Origin of the sequence: Stenotrophomonas sp. Ps181, assembly GCF_025697425.1 — a bacterium.
In the GTDB taxonomy this organism is placed as follows: Bacteria; Pseudomonadota; Gammaproteobacteria; order Xanthomonadales; family Xanthomonadaceae; genus Stenotrophomonas; species Stenotrophomonas sepilia.
Window position 1 is genome coordinate 1 of sequence record NZ_JAHWBI010000007.1, and the last position, 17,977, is coordinate 17,977.

Below are 17,977 nucleotides of genomic sequence, written 5' to 3' on the forward strand. Positions count from 1 at the left end.
GGCGGATCAAGGGAGATTCCGGCGTGGGCGCCAAGCTACATGGCGATCGTCGAGATCCAGGCTTACACGGCGGCCCACGCCGGCTCTCGACACCTACGCTGCCAGATTCCGATCAGATAAGGCTTGGTCGCCGCATCCATGCGGCTCACACCCCGCCAACCCACGGAATGTGGGCCTCTGCTCTTGATGTTGCCGGCCAGCGGCCGGCAGTACCGCGGGTGCAGGGCGCAGCCCTGCCGATACCCCTCCCCCCGGCCGGGCTGGCAGAATAGACGTCTCTGCCGTTATCCGAAGCCGACGATGCGCCTCTCCCAGTTCCACCTGCACACCACCAAGGAAACCCCCAGCGACGCCGAGCTGACCAGCCATCGGCTGATGCTGCGCGCGGGCATGATCCGCAAGCTTGCGTCGGGCCTGTACACCTGGTCGCCGCTGGGCCTGCGCGTGCTGCGCAAGGTCGAGCGCATCGTTCGCGAGGAAATGGACCGGGCCGGCGCGGTGGAATTCCAGATCCCGACCATCCAGCCGAAGGAACTGTGGGAGCAGACCGGCCGCTGGCAGAAGTTCGGCCCGCAGCTGCTGAAGATCAAGGACCGCAAGGACCAGGTGTTCTGCTACAGCCCGACCGCCGAAGAAGCCGCCTGCGACTTCGCACGCAGCGAGCTGTCCAGCTACAAGCAGCTGCCGGTGAACTTCTACCAGATTCAGACCAAGTTCCGCGACGAGATCCGCCCGCGCTTCGGCGTGATGCGCGCGCGCGAGTTCCTGATGAAGGACGCCTATTCGTTCCACCTGCACGATGAGTGCCTGGTGCGCGAGTACGAGAACATGAAGTCGGCCTACAGCCGCATCTTCACCCGCCTCGGCCTGGACTTCCGCATGGTGCAGGCAGACTCCGGCGCGATCGGTGGCGATGCCTCGCAGGAGTTCCACGTGATCGCCGACTCCGGCGAAGACGCACTGGTGTTCTCCACCGGTTCGGACTACGCGGCCAACATGGAGGCGGCGATCGCCGCCGATCCGGCACCGCGTGCGGCCGCCACCGAAACGATGCGCAAGGTGGATACCCCCACCCAGAAGACCTGCGAGGACGTCGCGGCCCTGCTCGGCATCGATCTGCAGCGCACGGTGAAGTCGGTGGCACTGATCGCCGGCGAAGGCGAGGCACAGCAGTTCGTGCTGGTGCTGGTGCGTGGCGACCATGAGGTCAACGAGATCAAGCTGGCCAAGGTGGCCGGGCTGGACGAGCAGCGCTTCGCCAGCGAGGCGGAAATCGCCGAGTACCTGGGCAGCGTGCCGGGCTTCCTCGGCCCGGTCGCCCCGGCCAAGGCCATCCGCGTGGTCGCCGATCGCGAAGTGGCGGCAATGGCCGACTTCGTCGTCGGCGCCAACGAGGCCGGTTTCCACCTGGCCGGCGTCAACTGGGGCCGCGACCTGCCGGAACCGGAAGTGGCCGACATCCGCAACGTGCGTGCCGGTGATCGTGCCGTGGACGGCGGTGAACTGAAGATCGCCCGTGGCATCGAAGTCGGCCACGTGTTCCAGCTGGGCCGCAAGTACGCCGAAACGCTGGATGCCACCGTGCTGGATGAAAACGGCAAGGCGGCGGTGATGGCGATGGGCTGCTACGGCATCGGCATCTCGCGCGTGGTGGCTGCCGCGATCGAACAGAACCATGACGAGGCCGGCATCATCTGGCCAGACGCGATGGCGCCGTGGCAGGTCGTGGTGTGCGTGATCAACCCGAAGGGCGATGCCGCCGTGGCCGATGCCGCAGCCAGCCTGCTGCAGGAGCTGCGCGACGCGGGCCTGGACGCCGCGCTCGACGATCGCGGCCTGCGCCCGGGCGCGATGTTCGCCGACATGGAACTGATCGGCATCCCGCACCGCGTGGTGGTCAGCGAACGCGGCCTGGCCGCCGGTACCTACGAGTACCGCGCGCGCCGCGCCAGCGAGGCGGAGAGCCTGGACAAGGCCACCCTGCTGCAGCGACTGCAGGGCTGATCAGCAAAAACGACCGGGGCCTGCCCCGGTCTTTTTTTTTGCCGCGGCCTTCCCCGATATTGCAGCGGACATAATCCGGTCAAAATCACCGCGACGGCGCCTGCATGCCGCCACGCCATGACCCGCCTGCATTTGTGCTGTGATTAATTCATCTCTATTCTGTCCGCCGACGCCATGGACTGGCTTGTCCCGTCCACACATTAGTTTCCGGAGTAACCGTAAATGAGCATTGACCTGACCGGCCTGTCAGCACGCGAGCTGGGCGCCCTGATCCGTACCGCGAAGAAGCAGCAGACCATCGTCGCCAAGCGCCGGCCGATCACCAAGGTCCGGGCCCAGCTGACCAAGCTGGCCAAGACCGAGGGTTACACCATCGAAGAACTGTTCGGCAGCGCCCCGGCCACGCGTGCCCGCAAGGCCGCCCCGGCCGCCAAGGCGCCGTCGAAGACCGCCGGCCGCAAGCTGGGCAAGGTTGCCCCGAAGTACCGCAACCCGGCCAACCCCAAGGAAACCTGGACCGGCCGTGGCAAGCAGCCGCGCTGGATGGCTGAACTGACCGCCAAGGGCAACAAGAAGCCGGAAGATTTCCTGATCAAGAAGGCCTGAGGCCGGATCGGGGAGCAATGAAAAACGCCGGCGATAGCCGGCGTTTTTTGTTTGTAGAGCCGAGCCCACGCTCGGCTATCCATATCCGAAGCCGAGCGTGGGCTCGGCTCTACAGGGTCTTGCGCGCCGGCATCAGCAGGTTGCCGAACAGCAGGCCCGCCACCAGCGCCATCACCACATTCAGAACGGTGAGGAACACGCTCTGGCCGGCGCCCACGTCCTGCTGCTGGACCAGGGTCAGCACGCCACGCAGGCTGGTGCTGCCGGGCACCATCATGATGATGCCCGGCAGGCGGATGATCGCGCCCGGACGCCCGACCAGGCGTCCGAACAGGTTGCCGCCGGCGGTCAGCAGCATTGCCGACAGGAAGATACCGGCCGGTGCACCCCAGGCGTGGCCGCCGAACTTGGAGATCGCATAACCGGCCACCGAGGCGGCAATCACCCACGGATAATCGCGGCGATTGGCCTTGAACAGCATCGCGAAGGCAAACGCGGCGGTCAGCAGCGAGCCCCACTCCACCCACGGCCCCTGCGGCCGCGCGGCCCGGATCACCGGATCCAGGCCGAGCACATCGGCCAGGGTCACCGCGATCATCGCGCCGACGCTGAGCTTCATGATGGTGGTCAGCGCGCCGGCAAAGCGCGCGGTACCCGATACCCAGTGCTGGCTGGCCAGCTCATTGACCGCATTGGTCAGCGACATGCCGGGCAGCAGCACCACCAGCGAGGCGATGATCACCGTATTGAGGTTGAGCGCGCCGATGAAGGACGCCACCAGGGTGGCAACCATGCCGGCCAGCAGCGCGGCCAGTGCCTCGGCGGCTTCGCGGGTGGCCGGGCGGCGATCGGTGACCATGCCGAGCAGGCCGATCATCAGGCCGATGACACCGGCGGTGGCGATGTCCAGCCACGGCAGCTTCCACATGCCGGCCACGCCCGCCGCGCCGAGGGTGAACGACAGGATGGTGCGCAGCTTGCCGCGCCGGCCCGGATCCTTGTCCAGCTGGCGCAGCGCAGTGTGGCCCTGGGCGATGCTCATCCGCCCGTTGGACACCTCTTCGGCGATGTGGTCGGCAACGCTGAGCTTGTGCAGGTCGTTCTCACCCGGTGCCAGGCGGATCACGCGGGTGATGTCGCTGGAGCCGATCGCCTGGGCCGGATCGCTGAAGCTGAGAATGATACCGGTGGGATTCGACCACGGTTCACAATCCAGATCGAGCTGGCGGGCCAGTGCAACCACCGCCGTTTCCAGGCGCTGGGCCGTGGTGCCATAGCTGTGCAGGCGTCCGGCGATCTCGGAAACGAAGGCCACGCGCTGTGCGTAGGTGGCCTGGGGCGTGGGGATCGTGTGAGCATCTGCGGACATGCGCCGTAGTATTACCTACGCTGGGGCCCACCGGAGAAATTCATCCAAGTTCGACGCGAAGCCCGATACAGACCGGTTATGCTGCGACCCGAATGGCCCACGTCACCCCGAACCTCGCCCCCCAGCTCGAACAGGATGCCCACGACCCGGGCCTGATCCGCCTGTCCGGCACCTGGACCTTGAAGACCGCGCTGGCCGCGGCCGAAGTCCTGCGCGGCGTTCCCGACGCGCTGACCGGCATCGATGCCACCGGCATCGAGCAGCTCGATTCGGCCGGCGTGCTGCAGGTGCTGCGCGTGGCCCATCGCGCCGATCTCCACGAAGACGCGCTGCAGTTCCGCCCGGACCACCAGGCGCTGGTGTGCACCATCGAGGAAGTGGCCGATGACCGGCCCAAGGCCAAGCGCGATTTCGGCGTGCTGGCCGCGCTGGAGCGGCTGGGCGTCAGCGTCCACGCCACCGGCCACAACATCAAGGCCCTGTGCAGTTTCCTCGGCGAGAACCTGGTCAAGGCGGCGCGGCTGATCAAGGAACCCCGCCGCTTCCGGCTGACCGCCACCGTGCATCAGATGGAGCAGGTCGGGCTGGATGCGGTGCCGCTGGTGGCGTTGCTGTCCTACCTGGTGGGCGCGGTGATCGCGTTCCTCGGCTCGACCATCCTGCGCGACTTCGGCGCCGAGATCTACGTGGTCGAGCTGGTCAACATCGCCTTCCTGCGCGAGTTCGCCGTGCTGCTGACCGCGATCGTGCTGGCCGGCCGTACCGCCAGCGCGTTCACCGCGCAGATCGGTGCGATGAAGGCACGCGAGGAGATCGATGCGATGCGTACGCTGGGCCTGGACCCGGTCGACCTGCTGGTGCTGCCACGCTTGCTGGCGCTGCTGGTCACCCTGCCCTTGCTGACCTTCATTGCGATGATCGCCGGCCTGGCCGGCGGCATCACCGTCGGTGCGTTCGACCTCGACATCCCGCCGCAGATGTACATCGCGCGCATGCACGAGACGATGGAAGTGCGGCACCTGCTGGTGGGCCTGTCGAAGGCGCCGGTATTCGCCCTGGTGATCGGCCTGATCGGCTGCCTGGAGGGCCTGAAGGTCGAGGGCACCGCGCAGTCGGTCGGCGAGCGCACCACCTCCAGCGTGGTGCAGACGATCTCGCTGGTGATCATCATCGACGCCTTCGCGGCGTTGTGGTTCATGCACATGGACTGGTGACATGAGCACATCCGCCCTCCCCGAATCCATCGACATGCGCGACCTCCAGGGCCACGAACTGGCCATCCGCGTGCGCGGCCTGGTCAACCGCTTCGGCAGCCAGACCGTGCACGAAGACCTGGACCTGGACGTACGCCGCGGCGAGATCCTGGGCGTGGTCGGCGGCTCCGGCACCGGCAAGTCGGTGCTGATGCGCTCGATCCTCGGCCTGCGTGTGCCGGATGCTGGGCAGATCGAAGTCCTCGGCCGCGATGCGCGTGCCGACGACGCCGAGAGCCGCCTGCACATCGAACGCAACACCGGCGTGCTGTTCCAGGACGGCGCCCTGTTCTCCTCGCTGACCGTGGGCGAGAACGTGCAGGTGCCGTTGAAGGAACACCACCGCGAACTGCCCGAGCGCTGGCACTACGAACTGGCGCTGCTGAAAGTGAAACTGGCCGGCCTGCCCGCCGACGCGATCAACAAGCTGCCCTCGCAGCTGTCCGGCGGCATGCGCAAGCGCGCCGGCCTGGCCCGGGCGCTGGCGCTGGATCCGCCGTTGCTGTTCCTGGACGAACCCACCGCCGGCCTCGACCCGATCGGCGCGGCCGCCTTCGACCGCCTGATCAAGACGCTGCAGGAAGCGCTGGGGCTGACCGTGTTCCTGATCACCCACGACCTGGACACGCTGTATGCGATCTGCGACCGGGTAGCGGTGATCGCCGACCGCAGGGTGGTGGCCAACGCCGCCTTGCCCGACATCGAGAAACTGGATCATCCGTGGATCCAGGAATACTTCCACGGACCCCGCGCGCGCGCCGCGCGTGGCGAACAGATCGAGAGTGCCTGAGCCATGGAAACCAAAGCCAACTACGTGCTGATCGGCGCGTTCACCCTGATCACCGGCCTGGCCCTGCTGGCCTTCGGCCTGTGGGCGGCCAAGTACTCCTCCGACCGCACCTGGCAGGAGTACCGCGTGGTGTTCCGCGAAGCGGTGACCGGCCTGTCGGTGGGCAGCCCGGTGCAGTACAACGGCATCGCGGTGGGCTCGATCACCGAACTGAACCTGGTGCCGGACGACCCGCGCCAGGTGGTTGCGCGCATCCGCCTGAACTCAAACACGCCGGTCAAGACCGATACCCGCGCCAAGCTGGCGATCACCAGCCTGACCGGCCCGTCGATCATCCAGCTCAGCGGCGGCACGCCCCAGTCGCCGGCGCTGACCACGGTCAACAAGGACCCGGCACCGATCATCCCGACCACGCCCTCTGCGCTGCAGAACATCACCGACGTCGCCAACCGCATCGTCGAGCGCATGGACCAGATCCTCAGCGACCGCAACGTGGCGTCGATCAACGCGACGCTGGCCAACCTGGAGACGATCAGCGGCGGCCTGGCCGACCGTGACCAGGGCACGCAGGCGCTGCTGCTCAGCGCGCGCGATGCCGCCCGCAGCCTGGACACCACGCTGAAGACCACCAACGGCACCATCGAGCGCCTGGACAAGAATCTTGTGCAGCAGCTGCCCGGCATCATCGACAAGCTCGACGCGACCCTGGCCAAGCTCGATTCGGCCGCCGGCAACGCCGATTCGATCCTTGGCGAGAACCGCGCCGCGATCAACAGCTTCGCCAACGATGGCCTCGGCCAGTTGGGCCCGACGCTGACCGAACTGCGTGGCCTGATCCGCGACCTGCGCCGGGTCAGCGACCGCCTCGAGAACAACCCCGCGCGCTACCTGCTGGGCCGCGACGCACCGAAGGAGTTCGAACCCAAATGAGCCCGACCACCCTTCCGCGCCTGCTGCTGGCCGCTTCGATGGTCACCCTGCTGGGTGGCTGCTCCATCCTCGGCAGCAGCGAGAAAACCGCGGTGACGCTGTACTCGCCGTCCGTGCAGGTCAAGGCGGACCCGGCGTGGCCGCAGGCCAGCTGGCAGCTGGTGCTGGCCAAGCCCAGCGCCGCGCGCATGGTCGACAGCCCGCGCATCAATGTGCGCCCGACACCATCCCAGCTTGAGATCTACAAGGGGGCCAGCTGGGCGCAGCCGGCCACCGACATGATCGAGGACACTTTGCTGCGTGGCTTCGAGGATTCCGGCCGCATCCGCGGCGTGGCCCGCAGCACTGCCGGCATCCGCGCCGACTACAAGCTGTCCACCGACGTGCGCCGCTTCGAATCGGATTACCAGGGGCAGGCCACGCCGACCGTGGTGATCGAGGTCAACGCCAAGCTGATCCACGTCGCCGACCAGCGCGTGGTGGCCGACCGCACCTTCCGCCAGGCGCAGCCGGTCGGCAGCACCGATGTGCCGGCGGTGACCGCGGCGTTCGAGCGCGGCCTGCAGCAGCTGGCGCAGGATGTGGTGGGCTGGACGTTGCAGAGCGGACAGGCCGATCAGCCAACTGTTGCGCACTGATGGCAGCCTCGCCAGGCACGCCCGGCGAGGCCCCAGTGGGTACGTGCGATAATGACGAATCACGGTCTCTTGCCACACTGATGCCCGCATCCGTCTCCATCGCCGTCTGCACGTACAACGGTGAGCGCTTCCTGCAGGAGCAGCTCGACAGTCTGCTGGCACAGACACGCCGCCCCAACCAGATCGTGATCCGGGACGATCTATCAACTGATGGCACCTTGGCGTTGCTGCAGGCCTTCGTGCCACGTGCCGAAGCTGCGGGCATTACCGTGGACCTGCAGGTGAACCCACAGAACGTCGGCTATCGACGGAACTTCGATGGTGCGCTGCGTGCCTGCACTGGCGAGATCATCTTCCTGTGCGACCAGGATGATGTATGGCATGCCAACAAGATAGCGCGCTTCTGCACCGAGTTCGGTGCGCGGCCTGGCTTGCTTGCCCTGCACTGCAATGCTCAGTTGATCGATGAGGCCGGGCAGCCGCTGCAGCAGACATTGTTCGATGCGCTGCGTTACCTGCCCGAGGATCTGGCGCGCATGCATGCCGGCGGCGGCTTCCGTCTGATGCTCAAGCGAAACCTGATGACGGGCGCGGCGATGGCGTTCCGTCATTCGGTGCTGGCCGATGCTCTGCCACTACCGGACAAGGACTGGGTGCACGATGCCTGGATCGGCACGCTGGCAGCCATGCGTGGGGACATCGACAGCCTTCCCGAGGCACTCATCGGCTATCGCCTGCACAGCGGCAACCAGTTGGGCCTGGGCGGCAATGACACGGCGCCACGCGCGGTGCGACGCAAGCGGCAACTGGAGACCGAGTGTGCGCAATCGGGCTTGTTGCTGGCGCGCGGACGCGAACTGAGCCTGCCCCAGCCATTGCTGGCGTGGGTGGAGCGCAAGCAGCATCACGTTTCGGTACGAGCGACGCTGCCCACCTCCCGCATACGGCGTTTGCCGGTCGTGATGGGGCAATTGCTCTCCGGAAACTACAGCAATTTCGGTCGCGGCCTGCTGTCAGCCTGCATCGATCTGGTACGCGCGTGATTTCTTTCAGCTGGGCTGGATCCAGCGGAACGTCAGGTTGATCCGCTCGCCCTGCACCCGCGCCATCTTCGGCAGCGCGTGCTGGTAGAAGCGCTGGGTCTGCCCGGCCATCAGCAGCAGGTCACCGTGGCCCAGCACGAATTCGGCCTTGCGCGCCGTATCGTCGCGTCGGCGCAGCAGGAAACGGCGCGCGGCGCCCAGGCTCAGCGACGCGATCACCGGGGCCGGTCCCAGCTCCGGCTCGTCATCGCTGTGCCAGCCCATGGAGTCACCCCCGCTGCGATAGCGGTTCAGCAGCACGCTGTTGAAGCGGCCGTGGCCTTCGGCCTGCAGGCGCTCGCGCACGGCCTGCAACACGGGCGGCCACGGATGCGGCACGAACTCGGCACCGGAATAGCGGTAGCGGGCCTGCGGATCGCCGATCCAGCAGCTCAGTCGCGGCGAATCCACCCAGTTGCCGAACATCCGGATGCGGTGGACCTCCCACGGCACGTCGGCCTGCAGCGCCCCCATGAGCCGGTCAGCGTCGGCAGCGGCCAGCCAGCCCGGCAGGTGCTGGACGTCGGCGTCGGGCAGGTCGTGGGGGAACAGCATGGCGGCACCTCAAGAAACAGGGCGGCACGCTTGGCCGCCCTTGCAGCCTCAGCCGCGCTGGAACGCGACGCCGGTCTTTTCCTCCAGCTCTTGATCGCTGACACCCGGCGCGGCCTCCACCAGCAGCAGGCCCTTGTCAGTCACGTCGAACACGGCCAGATCGGTGATGATCCGGTCGACCACGCCCACGCCAGTCAACGGCAGCGTGCATTCGGCCAGGATCTTGTGCTCGCCGTTCTTGGCGGTGTGCTCCATCAGTACCACCACGCGCTGCACGCCGGCGACCAGGTCCATCGCGCCGCCCATGCCCTTGACCATCTTCCCGGGCACCATCCAGTTGGCCAGATCGCCCTTGTCGGTGACCTGCATGGCGCCGAGGATGGCCAGGTTGACGTGGCCACCGCGGATCATCGCGAAGCTGTCGTGGCTGCCGAAGTAGCTGGCGCCCGCACGTGCGGTGACGGTCTGTTTGCCGGCGTTGATCAGGTCGGCGTCGACCTCGGCGTCGGTCGGGAACGGGCCAATGCCGAGCAGGCCGTTCTCCGACTGCAGCCACACATCCACGCCGTCGGGAATGTGGTTGGCGACCAGGGTCGGCAGGCCGATGCCAAGGTTCACGTAGGCGCCATCGGTCAGTTCCTGGGCGGCACGGGCCGCCATTTCATCGCGGGTCCACGCCATGTCAGTTGCCCTCCGCGCGGATGGTGCGCTGTTCGATACGCTTCTCGGGATGCGGGTTGTGCACGATGCGGTGCACGTAGATGCCCGGCAGGTGCACCTGATCCGGGTCGATGGCGCCGACCGGCACTACCTCTTCAACCTCCACGATGCAGACCTTGCCGGCCATCGCACAGGCAGGGTTGAAGTTGCGTGCGGTCTTGCGGAACACCAAGTTGCCGGCCTCGTCGGCCTTCCAGGCCTTGACCAGCGCCACGTCGGCGCGCAGCGCGGTCTCCATCACGTAGTGCTTGCCGTCGAACTCGCGGGTTTCCTTGCCCTCGGCCACCACCGTGCCGTAGCCGGTGGCGGTGAAGAACGCCGGAATACCCGCGCCACCGGCACGCAAGCGCTCGGCCAGCGTGCCCTGCGGGTTGAACTCCAGTTCCAGCTCGCCGGCCAGGAACTGCCGCTCGAATTCCTTGTTCTCGCCCACGTAGGACGAAATCATCTTCTTGATCTGCCGCGTTTCCAGCAGCTGGCCCAGCCCGAAGCCATCGACGCCGGCATTGTTGGAGATCACGGTCAGGCCCTTGACGCCACTGTCGCGCAGCGCAGCGATCAGCGCCTCGGGGATGCCGCACAGGCCAAAGCCGCCCACGGCCAGGGTCTGCCCATCGGCGACCACCCCCTGCAGGGCCTCCGCCGCACTGGCGAAGCGCTTGCCGCGCTTTCCGCCGGTCGTTGCCGGATTGCTCATCTACGCCCTCACCTCGTTGATGTAATCACACCATTCTAGGCCAGCGCAGCAGGCGGTCACGTGGCATTGCGGCATGGAAACGCTTCCCATACAGGACTGGGACTACAATCGCGTGCTGAGCCACCCAAGGATCCCGATCAATGCCCCTGCCCGCCTTCAAGGCCTATGACATCCGCGGCCGCGTGCCGGAAGAACTGAACGAAGATCTGGCCCGCCGCATCGGCGTGGCGCTGGCGGCGCAGCTTGCGCCGGGCCCGGTGGTACTGGGCCATGACGTGCGCCTGACCAGCCCCGCGCTGCAGGATGCACTGGCCGCAGGCCTGCGCGGTACCGGGCGCGAGGTGATCGACATCGGCCTGTGTGGCACGGAAGAAGTCTATTTCCAGACCGACCACCTGGGCGCGGCCGGCGGCGTGATGGTCACCGCCAGCCACAACCCGATGGACTACAACGGCATGAAGCTGGTCAAGGAGAACGCACGCCCGATCAGCTCCGATACTGGCCTGTTCGCGATTTCCGATGCGGCTGCCGCCGATACGTCCGCGGCGCAACCGCCGCGTGCCGCGCAGAGCGTCCAGCACGACAAGAGCGCGTACATCCAGCACCTGCTGAGCTATGTCGACACCGGCAAGCTGCGAGCGCTGAAGCTGGTGGTCAACGCCGGCAACGGCGGCGCCGGTGCCATCGTCGATCTGCTGGCACCACACCTGCCGTTCGAGTTCATCCGCATCTGCCACGAGCCGGACGGCAGTTTCCCCAACGGCATTCCCAACCCGCTGCTACCGGAGAACCGCGCCGCCACCGCCGACGCCGTGCGCGAACACGGTGCCGATTTCGGCATTGCCTGGGACGGTGACTTCGACCGCTGCTTCTTCTTCGATCACACCGGCCGCTTCATCGAGGGCTACTACCTGGTCGGCCTGCTGGCCAAGGCAATCCTGGCGCGCAACCCCGGCGGCAAGGTCGTGCACGACCCGCGCCTGGTCTGGAACACCGTGGACATGGTCGAACAGGCCGGCGGCGTACCGGTGCAGTGCAAGAGCGGCCACGCCTTCATCAAGGAAAAGATGCGCGCCGAAGACGCGGTGTACGGTGGCGAGATGAGCGCCCACCACTATTTCCGCGAGTTCGCCTATGCCGACTCCGGCATGATCCCGTGGCTGCTGATCGCCCAACTGGTCTCTGAAAGCGGGCGCTCGCTGGCCGACTGGGTCGAAGACCGCATGGCTGCCTACCCGTGCAGCGGCGAGATCAATTTCAAGGTCAGCGATGCCAAGGCCGCCGTCGCACGCGTGATGGAGCACTTCGCGGCGCAGTCGCCCACGCTGGACCACACCGATGGCATCAGTGCCGACTTCGGCGACTGGCGATTCAACCTGCGCAGCTCCAACACCGAGCCACTGCTGCGCCTGAATGTCGAAGCCCGGGGTGATGCCGCGCTGATGCAGGCGCGCACCGACGACATCTCCCGCCTCATCCAGCAGTAACCGAGGAACGCATGAGCAGCATCCAGCCCGTCATCCTGTCCGGTGGATCCGGTACCCGCCTGTGGCCGCTGTCGCGCGAGGCGTACCCGAAGCAGTTCCTGCCGTTGGCGGGCGAACTGACGATGCTGCAGGCCACCTGGAAGCGCGTCGCGCCGATCGCCGCGCGGGGGCCGCTGGTGATCGCCAACGAAGAGCACCGTTTCGTCGCCGCCGAGCAGCTGCAGCAGGTTGGCGCCGAGCCGGCCGCGATCATCCTTGAACCGGTCGGCCGCAACACCGCCCCGGCCATCGCCGTTGCCGCGCTGGAAGCCACCCGCGACGGTGGCGACGCACTGCTGCTGGTGCTGCCGTCTGATCACGTGATCACCAACGAGGCCGCCTTCCGCAGTGCGGTGCAGGCCGCAGCCGGTGCCGCCGAGGCCGGCAAGCTGGTGACCTTCGGTATCGTGCCGACCGGACCGGAAACCGGCTATGGCTACATCAAGGCCGCCGAGGGCCAGGGCCTGCGCGCCGTCGAGCGCTTCGTCGAGAAGCCCGACCTGGACACCGCGACCGGCTACGTCAGCAGTGGCCAGTATTACTGGAACAGTGGCATGTTCCTGTTCAAGGCCTCGCGCTACCTGCAGGAACTGGAACGCTTCCAGCCCGCGATGCTGGCTGGCAGCCGCCAGGCTTGGCAGCAGGCGCGCCGCGATGCCGACTTCACCCGCCTGGATAAGGACGCCTTCACTGCCGTTCCGTCCGATTCGATCGACTACGCAGTGATGGAGAAGACCGCTGATGCGGTGGTGATTCCACTGGATGCGGGCTGGAACGATGTCGGTTCGTGGACTGCGCTGCGCGACGTCTCGCAGCAGGACGGCGATGGCAACGCGCACCAGGGCGACGTGATCGCCATCGACTGCCGCAATACCTATGCCTACGGCCAGCGCCTGGTGGCCATGGTCGGCCTCGATGACGTGATCGTGGTCGAGACCGACGATGCGGTGCTGGTGGGCAAGGCCGACCGCATGCAGGAGGTCAAGACCGTGGTGGCACAGCTGAAGGCCGAAGGCCGCAGCGAGGCCACCTGGCATCGCAAGGTCTATCGCCCGTGGGGCGCCTACGATTCGATCGACAACGGCGAGCGCTTCCAGGTCAAGCGGATCACGGTCAAGCCCGGTGGCACGCTGAGCCTGCAGATGCACCACCATCGCGCCGAGCACTGGATCGTGGTCAGCGGCACCGCCGAAGTGACCCGTGGCGATGAAGTGATCCTGCTCAGCGAGAACCAGAGCACCTACATTCCGCTGGGCGTGACCCACCGCCTGCGCAATCCGGGCAAGCTGCCGCTGGAACTGATCGAAGTGCAGTCCGGCAGCTACCTGGGCGAGGATGACATCGTTCGGTTCGAGGATACCTACGGGCGCAGCTGATGTCCCTGTTGCCTGACTAGCGCCCGGCATCCACATCTACCGGATTTGAGCGGAATCCAGTGCCACTGCGGCTCTGGATTCCACCTCATCTCACTCCACCGTCACGCTTTTGGCCAGGTTGCGCGGCTTGTCCACGTCGGTGCCGCGTGCCAGCGCGGTGTGGTAGGCCAGCAGCTGCACCGGGATGGTGTGCACGATCGGGCTGAGCACGCCGGCGTGGCGCGGGGTGCGAATCACGTGCACGCCTTCGGACGCGTTGAAGTTGCTGTCCTGGTCGGCGAACACGAACAGCTCGCCGCCACGCGCGCGCACTTCCTGCATGTTCGACTTCACCTTTTCCAGCAGGCTGTCGTTGGGGGCGATCACCACCACCGGCATGTCCTCGTCCACCAGCGCCAGCGGGCCATGCTTCAGCTCACCGGCCGGGTAGGCCTCGGCGTGGATGTAGGAAATCTCCTTGAGCTTGAGCGCGCCTTCCAGCGCGATCGGGTAATGCAGGCCGCGGCCCAGGAACAATGCGCTGCTCTTGCGCGCGAAACGCTCGGCCCAGGCAGCGATCTGCGGCTCCATGTTCAGCGCGTGCTGCACGCTGCCCGGCAGGAAGCGCAGCTGCTCCAGGTAATCCGCTTCCTGCGCCGCGTCGATGCGGCCATGCAGCTTGCCCAGCACCACGGTCAGCTGGAACAGTGCCGCCAACTGGGTGGTGAAGGCCTTGGTCGAGGCCACGCCGATCTCGGCGCCGGCGCGGGTGTAGCAGACCAGTTCGCTGGCGCGTGGAATCGCACTTTCCGGCACGTTGCAGATCGACAGCGTGTGCTTGTGGCCCAGCGATTTGGCGTACTTCAGCGCTTCCATCGTATCCAGCGTTTCGCCGGACTGCGAGATGGTCACGATCAGATGCCTGGGGTTCGCGTAGGCCGCGCGGTAGCGGTACTCGCTGGCGATCTCCACGCTGCACGGCAGGCCGGCGATGGCTTCGATCCAGTAGCGCGCGGTCAGGCCCGAGTAGTAGCTGGTGCCGCAGGCGATGATCTGCACGCCCTCGATGCCAGACAGCACCGCTTCGGCGTTCTTGCCGAACAGCTCGGCCGGGAAACCACCGGCATCGATCGCCGCCTCGATGGTGTCGCCCAGCGCGCGCGGCTGCTCGTGGATTTCCTTCTGCATGAAGTGGCGGTACGGGCCCAGCTCCAGCGATGCCAGCGACACGTCGGACAGATGCACGTCGCGCTCGACCGGCTGGTCGTGCTCGTCGAAGATGCGCACGCCATCACGCCGGATCTCGGCGGTGTCGCCCTCTTCCAGGAAGATCACCTTGCGCGTGGCCGAGATCACGGCCGAGACGTCGGAGGCAACGAAGTTCTCGCCCTCGCCCAGGCCGACCAGCAGCGGGCAGCCCATGCGCGCGCAGACGAAGCGCTCCGGCTCGGCGCGGCTGACCACGGCCAGCGCGTAGGCACCGGTCAGCTCCTTCACCGTGTGCTGCAGCGCCACCAGCAGGTCGTCGCCGGCCTTCAGGTGATGGTGGATCAGGTGCGCGATGACTTCGGTATCGGTCTGCGATTCAAACGTGTAGCCCAGCGCGCGCAGCTTCTCGCGCTGCTCTTCGTGGTTCTCGATGATGCCGTTGTGCACCAGCGCCACACCGTGGCTGATGTGCGGGTGTGCATTGGCCTCGGTGACACCGCCGTGGGTGGCCCAGCGGGTGTGGCCGATGCCCAGCACCGCATTGAAGCCCTCGGCCTCGGCCGCCGTGGCCATTTCCGACACTCGACCGGTACGACGGACGCGACGGACGCGACGGACTTCGGGGCGCTCGGCGTGGTCGATCACCGCGATGCCCGAGGAGTCGTAACCACGGTACTCGAGCCGCTTCAGGCCTTCGATCAGTACCGGCACCACATCGCGATCAGCGATTGCACCCACGATTCCACACATGTCACGCGATTCCTTGGAGACGATCCGCGCATTCTAGCCCGCCTGCCCGGCTTCCCCCTCCTGTCCGCTTAATGAAAGTGTCCGGAAAGGTGTCTGCAGGGGGGAACTAGTCTAGTTCGTCCTGGAGGCCCTGTCCCCAGCTGGTCTATCCACCAAGCGTTTGACCTCATTCATCACAATGGTCAGCCCCTCATGCCAATCCGGGAGAGGAATGCCCAAATCCTGCTGCAGCTTGCGGTTGTCAAGTACCGACCAGGCCGGACGCTTGGCCGGGGTCGGATACTCGGAGCTGGGAATCGCCTCGACCGTCGGCACCTTGGCCAACACGCCGGTGGCCAACGCTTCGGCGAAGATCGCTTCGGCGAACCCATGCCAGCTGGTCTGGCCGCTGGCGGTCAGGTGCCAGGTACCCGACAACTGCCCCGGATGCTGCAGCGCCTGCAAGGTGACATCAGCGATCAGCGCGGCCGGCGTCGGCGTGCCGACCTGGTCGGCCACCACCCGCAACGCATCGCGCTCGGCGCCCACGCGCAGCATGGTGCGCAGGAAGTTCGCGCCGTGCGAGGCATACACCCACGCCGTGCGGAAAATCAGATGGCGGCCACCGGCCGCACGCACCGCGTCCTCGCCATCGCGCTTGCTGGTGCCATACACGCCCAGCGGTGCGGTCGGCTCGTCCTCGCGGTAGGGCGCACTGCCCTGGCCATCGAACACGTAGTCGGTCGAATAGTGTACGAACGGCACGCCGTGGGCCGCGCACCAGCGCGCGATCATGCCCGGCGCCTGCGCGTTGGCAGCGAAGGCCGCATCAGCGTCCTGCTCTGCGCGGTCAACGGCGGTGTAAGCGGCCGCATTGACCACCAGCGACGGCTGCACGCGGTCCAGCAATGCAGGCAGGCCGTCGGGCTGGCCGAAATCGGCCGTTTCACAGGCACTGCCGTCCGGCAGCTTGCCGCTGCGGGTGGTCGCGACCACCTTGCCCAGCGGTGCCAGCGCGCGCAGCAGCTCCTGGCCAACCTGGCCGTTGCCACCAAACACCAGCACGGTCATGGCACGTAGACCGGCAGGCGGTCTTCAGCGATGTCCTTCAGGAACGGCGCGTTCTCGTCCTTGGCCGACAACGTCGGGACACTGACCGGCCAGTCCACGGCGATGTCCGCATCGTTCCAGCGCACGCCGGCATCGAAGTCCTTGAGGTACACCTCCGTGCACAGATAGCTGAACACCGCTCGCTCGGACAGCACGGCGAAACCGTGGGCGAAGCCCTCTGGAATCCAGAACTGCTTCTTGTTCTCCGCGCTCAGCACCACCGCTTCCCACTGGCCGAAGGTCGGCGAGCCGCGACGGATGTCCACGGCCACGTCATAGACCTCGCCTTCCAGCACGCTGACCAGCTTGCCCTGCGGCCGCGGCCACTGGTAATGCAGGCCGCGCAGCACGCCCTGCGCAGAGGTGGAGACGTTGCTCTGCACGAAACGGTCCGGCAGGCCCAGCGCGGCGAAGCGCTCGGCGTTCCAGGTTTCGAAGAAATAACCGCGGGCATCGCCGAACACCGCCGGCTCGATCACCACGCAGCCGGGCAACCGGGTTTCAATCACTTTCATGGAACGACTCCACGCACGGCGAGCTTATGCAGGTATTCACCGTAGCTGTTCTTGATCAACGGCGCGGCCAGCGCTTCCAATTGTCCAGCGTTGATCCAACCCTTGCCGAACGCGATTTCCTCGGGGCAGCAGACCTGCAGGCCCTGACGGGTCTGGATCGTCTCGATGAAGTTGGATGCTTCCAGCAGCGACTGATGCGTACCGGTATCCAGCCACGCATAGCCACGGCCGAGCGCCTCCAGGTGCAGGTCGCCTTCGGCCAGGTAACGCTTGTTGAGATCGGTGATCTCCAGTTCGCCACGCGGTGACGGCTTCAATTCGGCCGCGTAATCGCAGGCCTTGCCGTCATAGAAGTACAGGCCGGTCACCGCATAGTTGGAGCGCGGCTTTTCCGGCTTCTCCACCAGATCGATCACCTTGCCGCTCTGGTCGAACTCGGCCACGCCATAGCGCTCCGGGTCATTGACCCAGTAACCGAACACCGTTGAGCCTTCCACGCGCTCATCGGCGCGCTTGAGCACGTCGCGCAGGCCGTGGCCGTGGAAGATGTTGTCGCCCAGCACGAGGCAGCTCGGCTTGCCGGCGACGAAATCACGGCCGATCAGGTAGGCCTGGGCCAGGCCGTCCGGACTCGGCTGCACCGCGTACTGGATGTCCATGCCCCACTGCGAGCCGTCGCCCAGCAGCTGCTGGAACAGCGCCTGCTCGTGCGGAGTGTTGATGATCAGAACTTCGCGGATGCCCGCCAGCATCAGCACGCTGAGCGGGTAGTAGATCATCGGCTTGTCGTACACCGGCAGCAGCTGCTTGCTGACGCCCTTGGTGATCGGATACAGCCGGGTGCCGGAGCCACCAGCCAGAATGATGCCTTTACGCTGCGTCATGTCGT

General features: G+C 66.5%; 17 protein-coding genes. 9 read left to right on the forward strand and 8 right to left on the reverse strand.

The genetic code is table 11. The annotated features are described in order from the left end of the window. Positions 1–300: 300 nt before the first annotated feature. Positions 301–2,004 carry a proline--tRNA ligase gene (locus KXV01_RS16190; RefSeq protein ID WP_263467922.1) on the forward strand — a complete coding sequence of 568 codons (1,704 nt, stop codon included), beginning with the start codon at positions 301–303 and terminating at the stop codon, positions 2,002–2,004. 222 nt (positions 2,005–2,226) lie between these two features. After that, positions 2,227–2,610: an H-NS histone family protein gene (locus KXV01_RS16195; RefSeq protein WP_010480700.1), complete on the forward strand. Its 384-nt coding sequence runs from the start codon at positions 2,227–2,229 to the stop codon at positions 2,608–2,610. Between the two features lie 109 nt (positions 2,611–2,719). On the opposite strand, the gene KXV01_RS16200 is transcribed toward KXV01_RS16195, so the two are convergent. Continuing rightward, positions 2,720–3,979, reverse strand: a complete 1,260-nt coding sequence (locus KXV01_RS16200) for a threonine/serine exporter family protein (protein WP_046428410.1) — start codon at positions 3,977–3,979, stop codon at positions 2,720–2,722. A 92-nt stretch (positions 3,980–4,071) separates the two neighbouring features. Here KXV01_RS16200 and KXV01_RS16205 point away from each other — a divergent pair, with 92 nt between their 5' ends. The 5 genes from KXV01_RS16205 (at position 4,072) to KXV01_RS16225 (ending at position 8,633) form a co-directional block, all read left to right on the forward strand. After that, a complete protein-coding gene (locus KXV01_RS16205) occupies positions 4,072–5,193 on the forward strand; it encodes an ABC transporter permease (protein WP_049416828.1) in 1,122 nt (373 codons plus the stop codon). A 1-nt stretch (position 5,194) separates the two neighbouring features. Continuing rightward, positions 5,195–6,022: an ABC transporter ATP-binding protein gene (locus tag KXV01_RS16210; protein ID WP_263467924.1), complete on the forward strand. Its 828-nt coding sequence runs from the start codon at positions 5,195–5,197 to the stop codon at positions 6,020–6,022. A 3-nt stretch (positions 6,023–6,025) separates the two neighbouring features. Next, positions 6,026–6,952, forward strand: a complete 927-nt coding sequence (locus KXV01_RS16215; protein WP_049416832.1) for an MlaD family protein — start codon at positions 6,026–6,028, stop codon at positions 6,950–6,952. Beyond that, positions 6,949–7,590 (forward strand): ABC-type transport auxiliary lipoprotein family protein, encoded by a 642-nt coding sequence (locus KXV01_RS16220; RefSeq protein WP_099495420.1) that lies wholly within the window; start codon positions 6,949–6,951, stop codon positions 7,588–7,590. Before KXV01_RS16215 ends, KXV01_RS16220 begins: the two co-directional genes overlap by 4 nt. An 80-nt stretch (positions 7,591–7,670) precedes the next feature. Then, a complete protein-coding gene (locus tag KXV01_RS16225; protein ID WP_158229309.1) occupies positions 7,671–8,633 on the forward strand; it encodes a glycosyltransferase family 2 protein in 963 nt (320 codons plus the stop codon). A 6-nt stretch (positions 8,634–8,639) separates the two neighbouring features. Here the strand turns inward: KXV01_RS16225 and KXV01_RS16230 are convergent, their stop codons facing one another. Genes KXV01_RS16230 through KXV01_RS16240 form a run of 3 tightly spaced genes read right to left on the reverse strand, consistent with a single transcriptional unit; the run spans position 8,640 to position 10,644 of the window. After that, a complete protein-coding gene (locus tag KXV01_RS16230) occupies positions 8,640–9,227 on the reverse strand; it encodes an alpha-ketoglutarate-dependent dioxygenase AlkB (protein WP_099486256.1) in 588 nt (195 codons plus the stop codon). 48 nt (positions 9,228–9,275) lie between these two features. Further along, entirely contained in the window at positions 9,276–9,908 is a 633-nt protein-coding gene (locus KXV01_RS16235) for a CoA transferase subunit B (protein ID WP_049440689.1), read from the reverse strand. Between the two features lies 1 nt (position 9,909). Next, positions 9,910–10,644 carry a CoA transferase subunit A gene (locus KXV01_RS16240; protein ID WP_111096336.1) on the reverse strand — a complete coding sequence of 245 codons (735 nt, stop codon included), beginning with the start codon at positions 10,642–10,644 and terminating at the stop codon, positions 9,910–9,912. A 140-nt stretch (positions 10,645–10,784) separates the two neighbouring features. On the opposite strand from KXV01_RS16240, the gene KXV01_RS16245 reads away from it, so the two are divergent. Then, positions 10,785–12,131 (forward strand): phosphomannomutase/phosphoglucomutase, encoded by a 1,347-nt coding sequence (locus tag KXV01_RS16245; RefSeq protein ID WP_049416852.1) that lies wholly within the window; start codon positions 10,785–10,787, stop codon positions 12,129–12,131. An 11-nt stretch (positions 12,132–12,142) separates the two neighbouring features. After that, entirely contained in the window at positions 12,143–13,546 is a 1,404-nt protein-coding gene (locus KXV01_RS16250; protein WP_099486267.1) for a mannose-1-phosphate guanylyltransferase/mannose-6-phosphate isomerase, read from the forward strand. Between the two features lie 90 nt (positions 13,547–13,636). On the opposite strand, the gene glmS is transcribed toward KXV01_RS16250, so the two are convergent. The 4 genes from glmS to rfbA all read right to left on the reverse strand — a co-directional run bounded on the left by glmS (position 13,637) and on the right by rfbA (position 17,972). Then, entirely contained in the window at positions 13,637–15,484 is a 1,848-nt protein-coding gene (gene glmS, locus KXV01_RS16255) for a glutamine--fructose-6-phosphate transaminase (isomerizing) (protein WP_263467925.1), read from the reverse strand. Between the two features lie 111 nt (positions 15,485–15,595). After that, on the reverse strand, positions 15,596–16,534 hold the full coding sequence (gene rfbD / locus KXV01_RS16260; protein ID WP_263467926.1) for a dTDP-4-dehydrorhamnose reductase: 939 nt from the start codon (positions 16,532–16,534) through the stop codon (positions 15,596–15,598). Further along, positions 16,531–17,088 (reverse strand): dTDP-4-dehydrorhamnose 3,5-epimerase, encoded by a 558-nt coding sequence (gene rfbC / locus KXV01_RS16265; RefSeq protein WP_263467927.1) that lies wholly within the window; start codon positions 17,086–17,088, stop codon positions 16,531–16,533. The genes rfbD and rfbC overlap by 4 nt, the downstream gene beginning before the upstream one ends. Next, positions 17,085–17,972, reverse strand: a complete 888-nt coding sequence (rfbA, locus tag KXV01_RS16270) for a glucose-1-phosphate thymidylyltransferase RfbA (RefSeq protein WP_180885640.1) — start codon at positions 17,970–17,972, stop codon at positions 17,085–17,087. Before rfbA ends, rfbC begins: the two co-directional genes overlap by 4 nt. Positions 17,973–17,977 lie beyond the last annotated feature (5 nt).

What these genes read in the sequence shown, in the direction of transcription:
- KXV01_RS16240 (WP_111096336.1), bottom strand. Translation starts at nt 10,644, where the DNA reads ATGAGCAATCCGGCAACGACCGGCGGAAAGCGCGGCAAGCGCTTCGCC.
- rfbC (WP_263467927.1), bottom strand. Translation starts at nt 17,088, where the DNA reads ATGAAAGTGATTGAAACCCGGTTGCCCGGCTGCGTGGTGATCGAGCCG.
- KXV01_RS16225 (WP_158229309.1), top strand. Translation starts at nt 7,671, where the DNA reads ATGCCCGCATCCGTCTCCATCGCCGTCTGCACGTACAACGGTGAGCGC.
- KXV01_RS16230 (WP_099486256.1), bottom strand. Translation starts at nt 9,227, where the DNA reads ATGCTGTTCCCCCACGACCTGCCCGACGCCGACGTCCAGCACCTGCCG.
- KXV01_RS16200 (WP_046428410.1), bottom strand. Translation starts at nt 3,979, where the DNA reads ATGTCCGCAGATGCTCACACGATCCCCACGCCCCAGGCCACCTACGCA.
- KXV01_RS16245 (WP_049416852.1), top strand. Translation starts at nt 10,785, where the DNA reads ATGCCCCTGCCCGCCTTCAAGGCCTATGACATCCGCGGCCGCGTGCCG.
- rfbA (WP_180885640.1), bottom strand. Translation starts at nt 17,972, where the DNA reads ATGACGCAGCGTAAAGGCATCATTCTGGCTGGTGGCTCCGGCACCCGG.
- rfbD (WP_263467926.1), bottom strand. Translation starts at nt 16,534, where the DNA reads ATGACCGTGCTGGTGTTTGGTGGCAACGGCCAGGTTGGCCAGGAGCTG.
- KXV01_RS16235 (WP_049440689.1), bottom strand. Translation starts at nt 9,908, where the DNA reads ATGGCGTGGACCCGCGATGAAATGGCGGCCCGTGCCGCCCAGGAACTG.
- KXV01_RS16250 (WP_099486267.1), top strand. Translation starts at nt 12,143, where the DNA reads ATGAGCAGCATCCAGCCCGTCATCCTGTCCGGTGGATCCGGTACCCGC.
- KXV01_RS16195 (WP_010480700.1), top strand. Translation starts at nt 2,227, where the DNA reads ATGAGCATTGACCTGACCGGCCTGTCAGCACGCGAGCTGGGCGCCCTG.
- KXV01_RS16205 (WP_049416828.1), top strand. Translation starts at nt 4,072, where the DNA reads ATGGCCCACGTCACCCCGAACCTCGCCCCCCAGCTCGAACAGGATGCC.
- glmS (WP_263467925.1), bottom strand. Translation starts at nt 15,484, where the DNA reads ATGTGTGGAATCGTGGGTGCAATCGCTGATCGCGATGTGGTGCCGGTA.
- KXV01_RS16210 (WP_263467924.1), top strand. Translation starts at nt 5,195, where the DNA reads ATGAGCACATCCGCCCTCCCCGAATCCATCGACATGCGCGACCTCCAG.
- KXV01_RS16215 (WP_049416832.1), top strand. Translation starts at nt 6,026, where the DNA reads ATGGAAACCAAAGCCAACTACGTGCTGATCGGCGCGTTCACCCTGATC.
- KXV01_RS16190 (WP_263467922.1), top strand. Translation starts at nt 301, where the DNA reads ATGCGCCTCTCCCAGTTCCACCTGCACACCACCAAGGAAACCCCCAGC.
- KXV01_RS16220 (WP_099495420.1), top strand. Translation starts at nt 6,949, where the DNA reads ATGAGCCCGACCACCCTTCCGCGCCTGCTGCTGGCCGCTTCGATGGTC.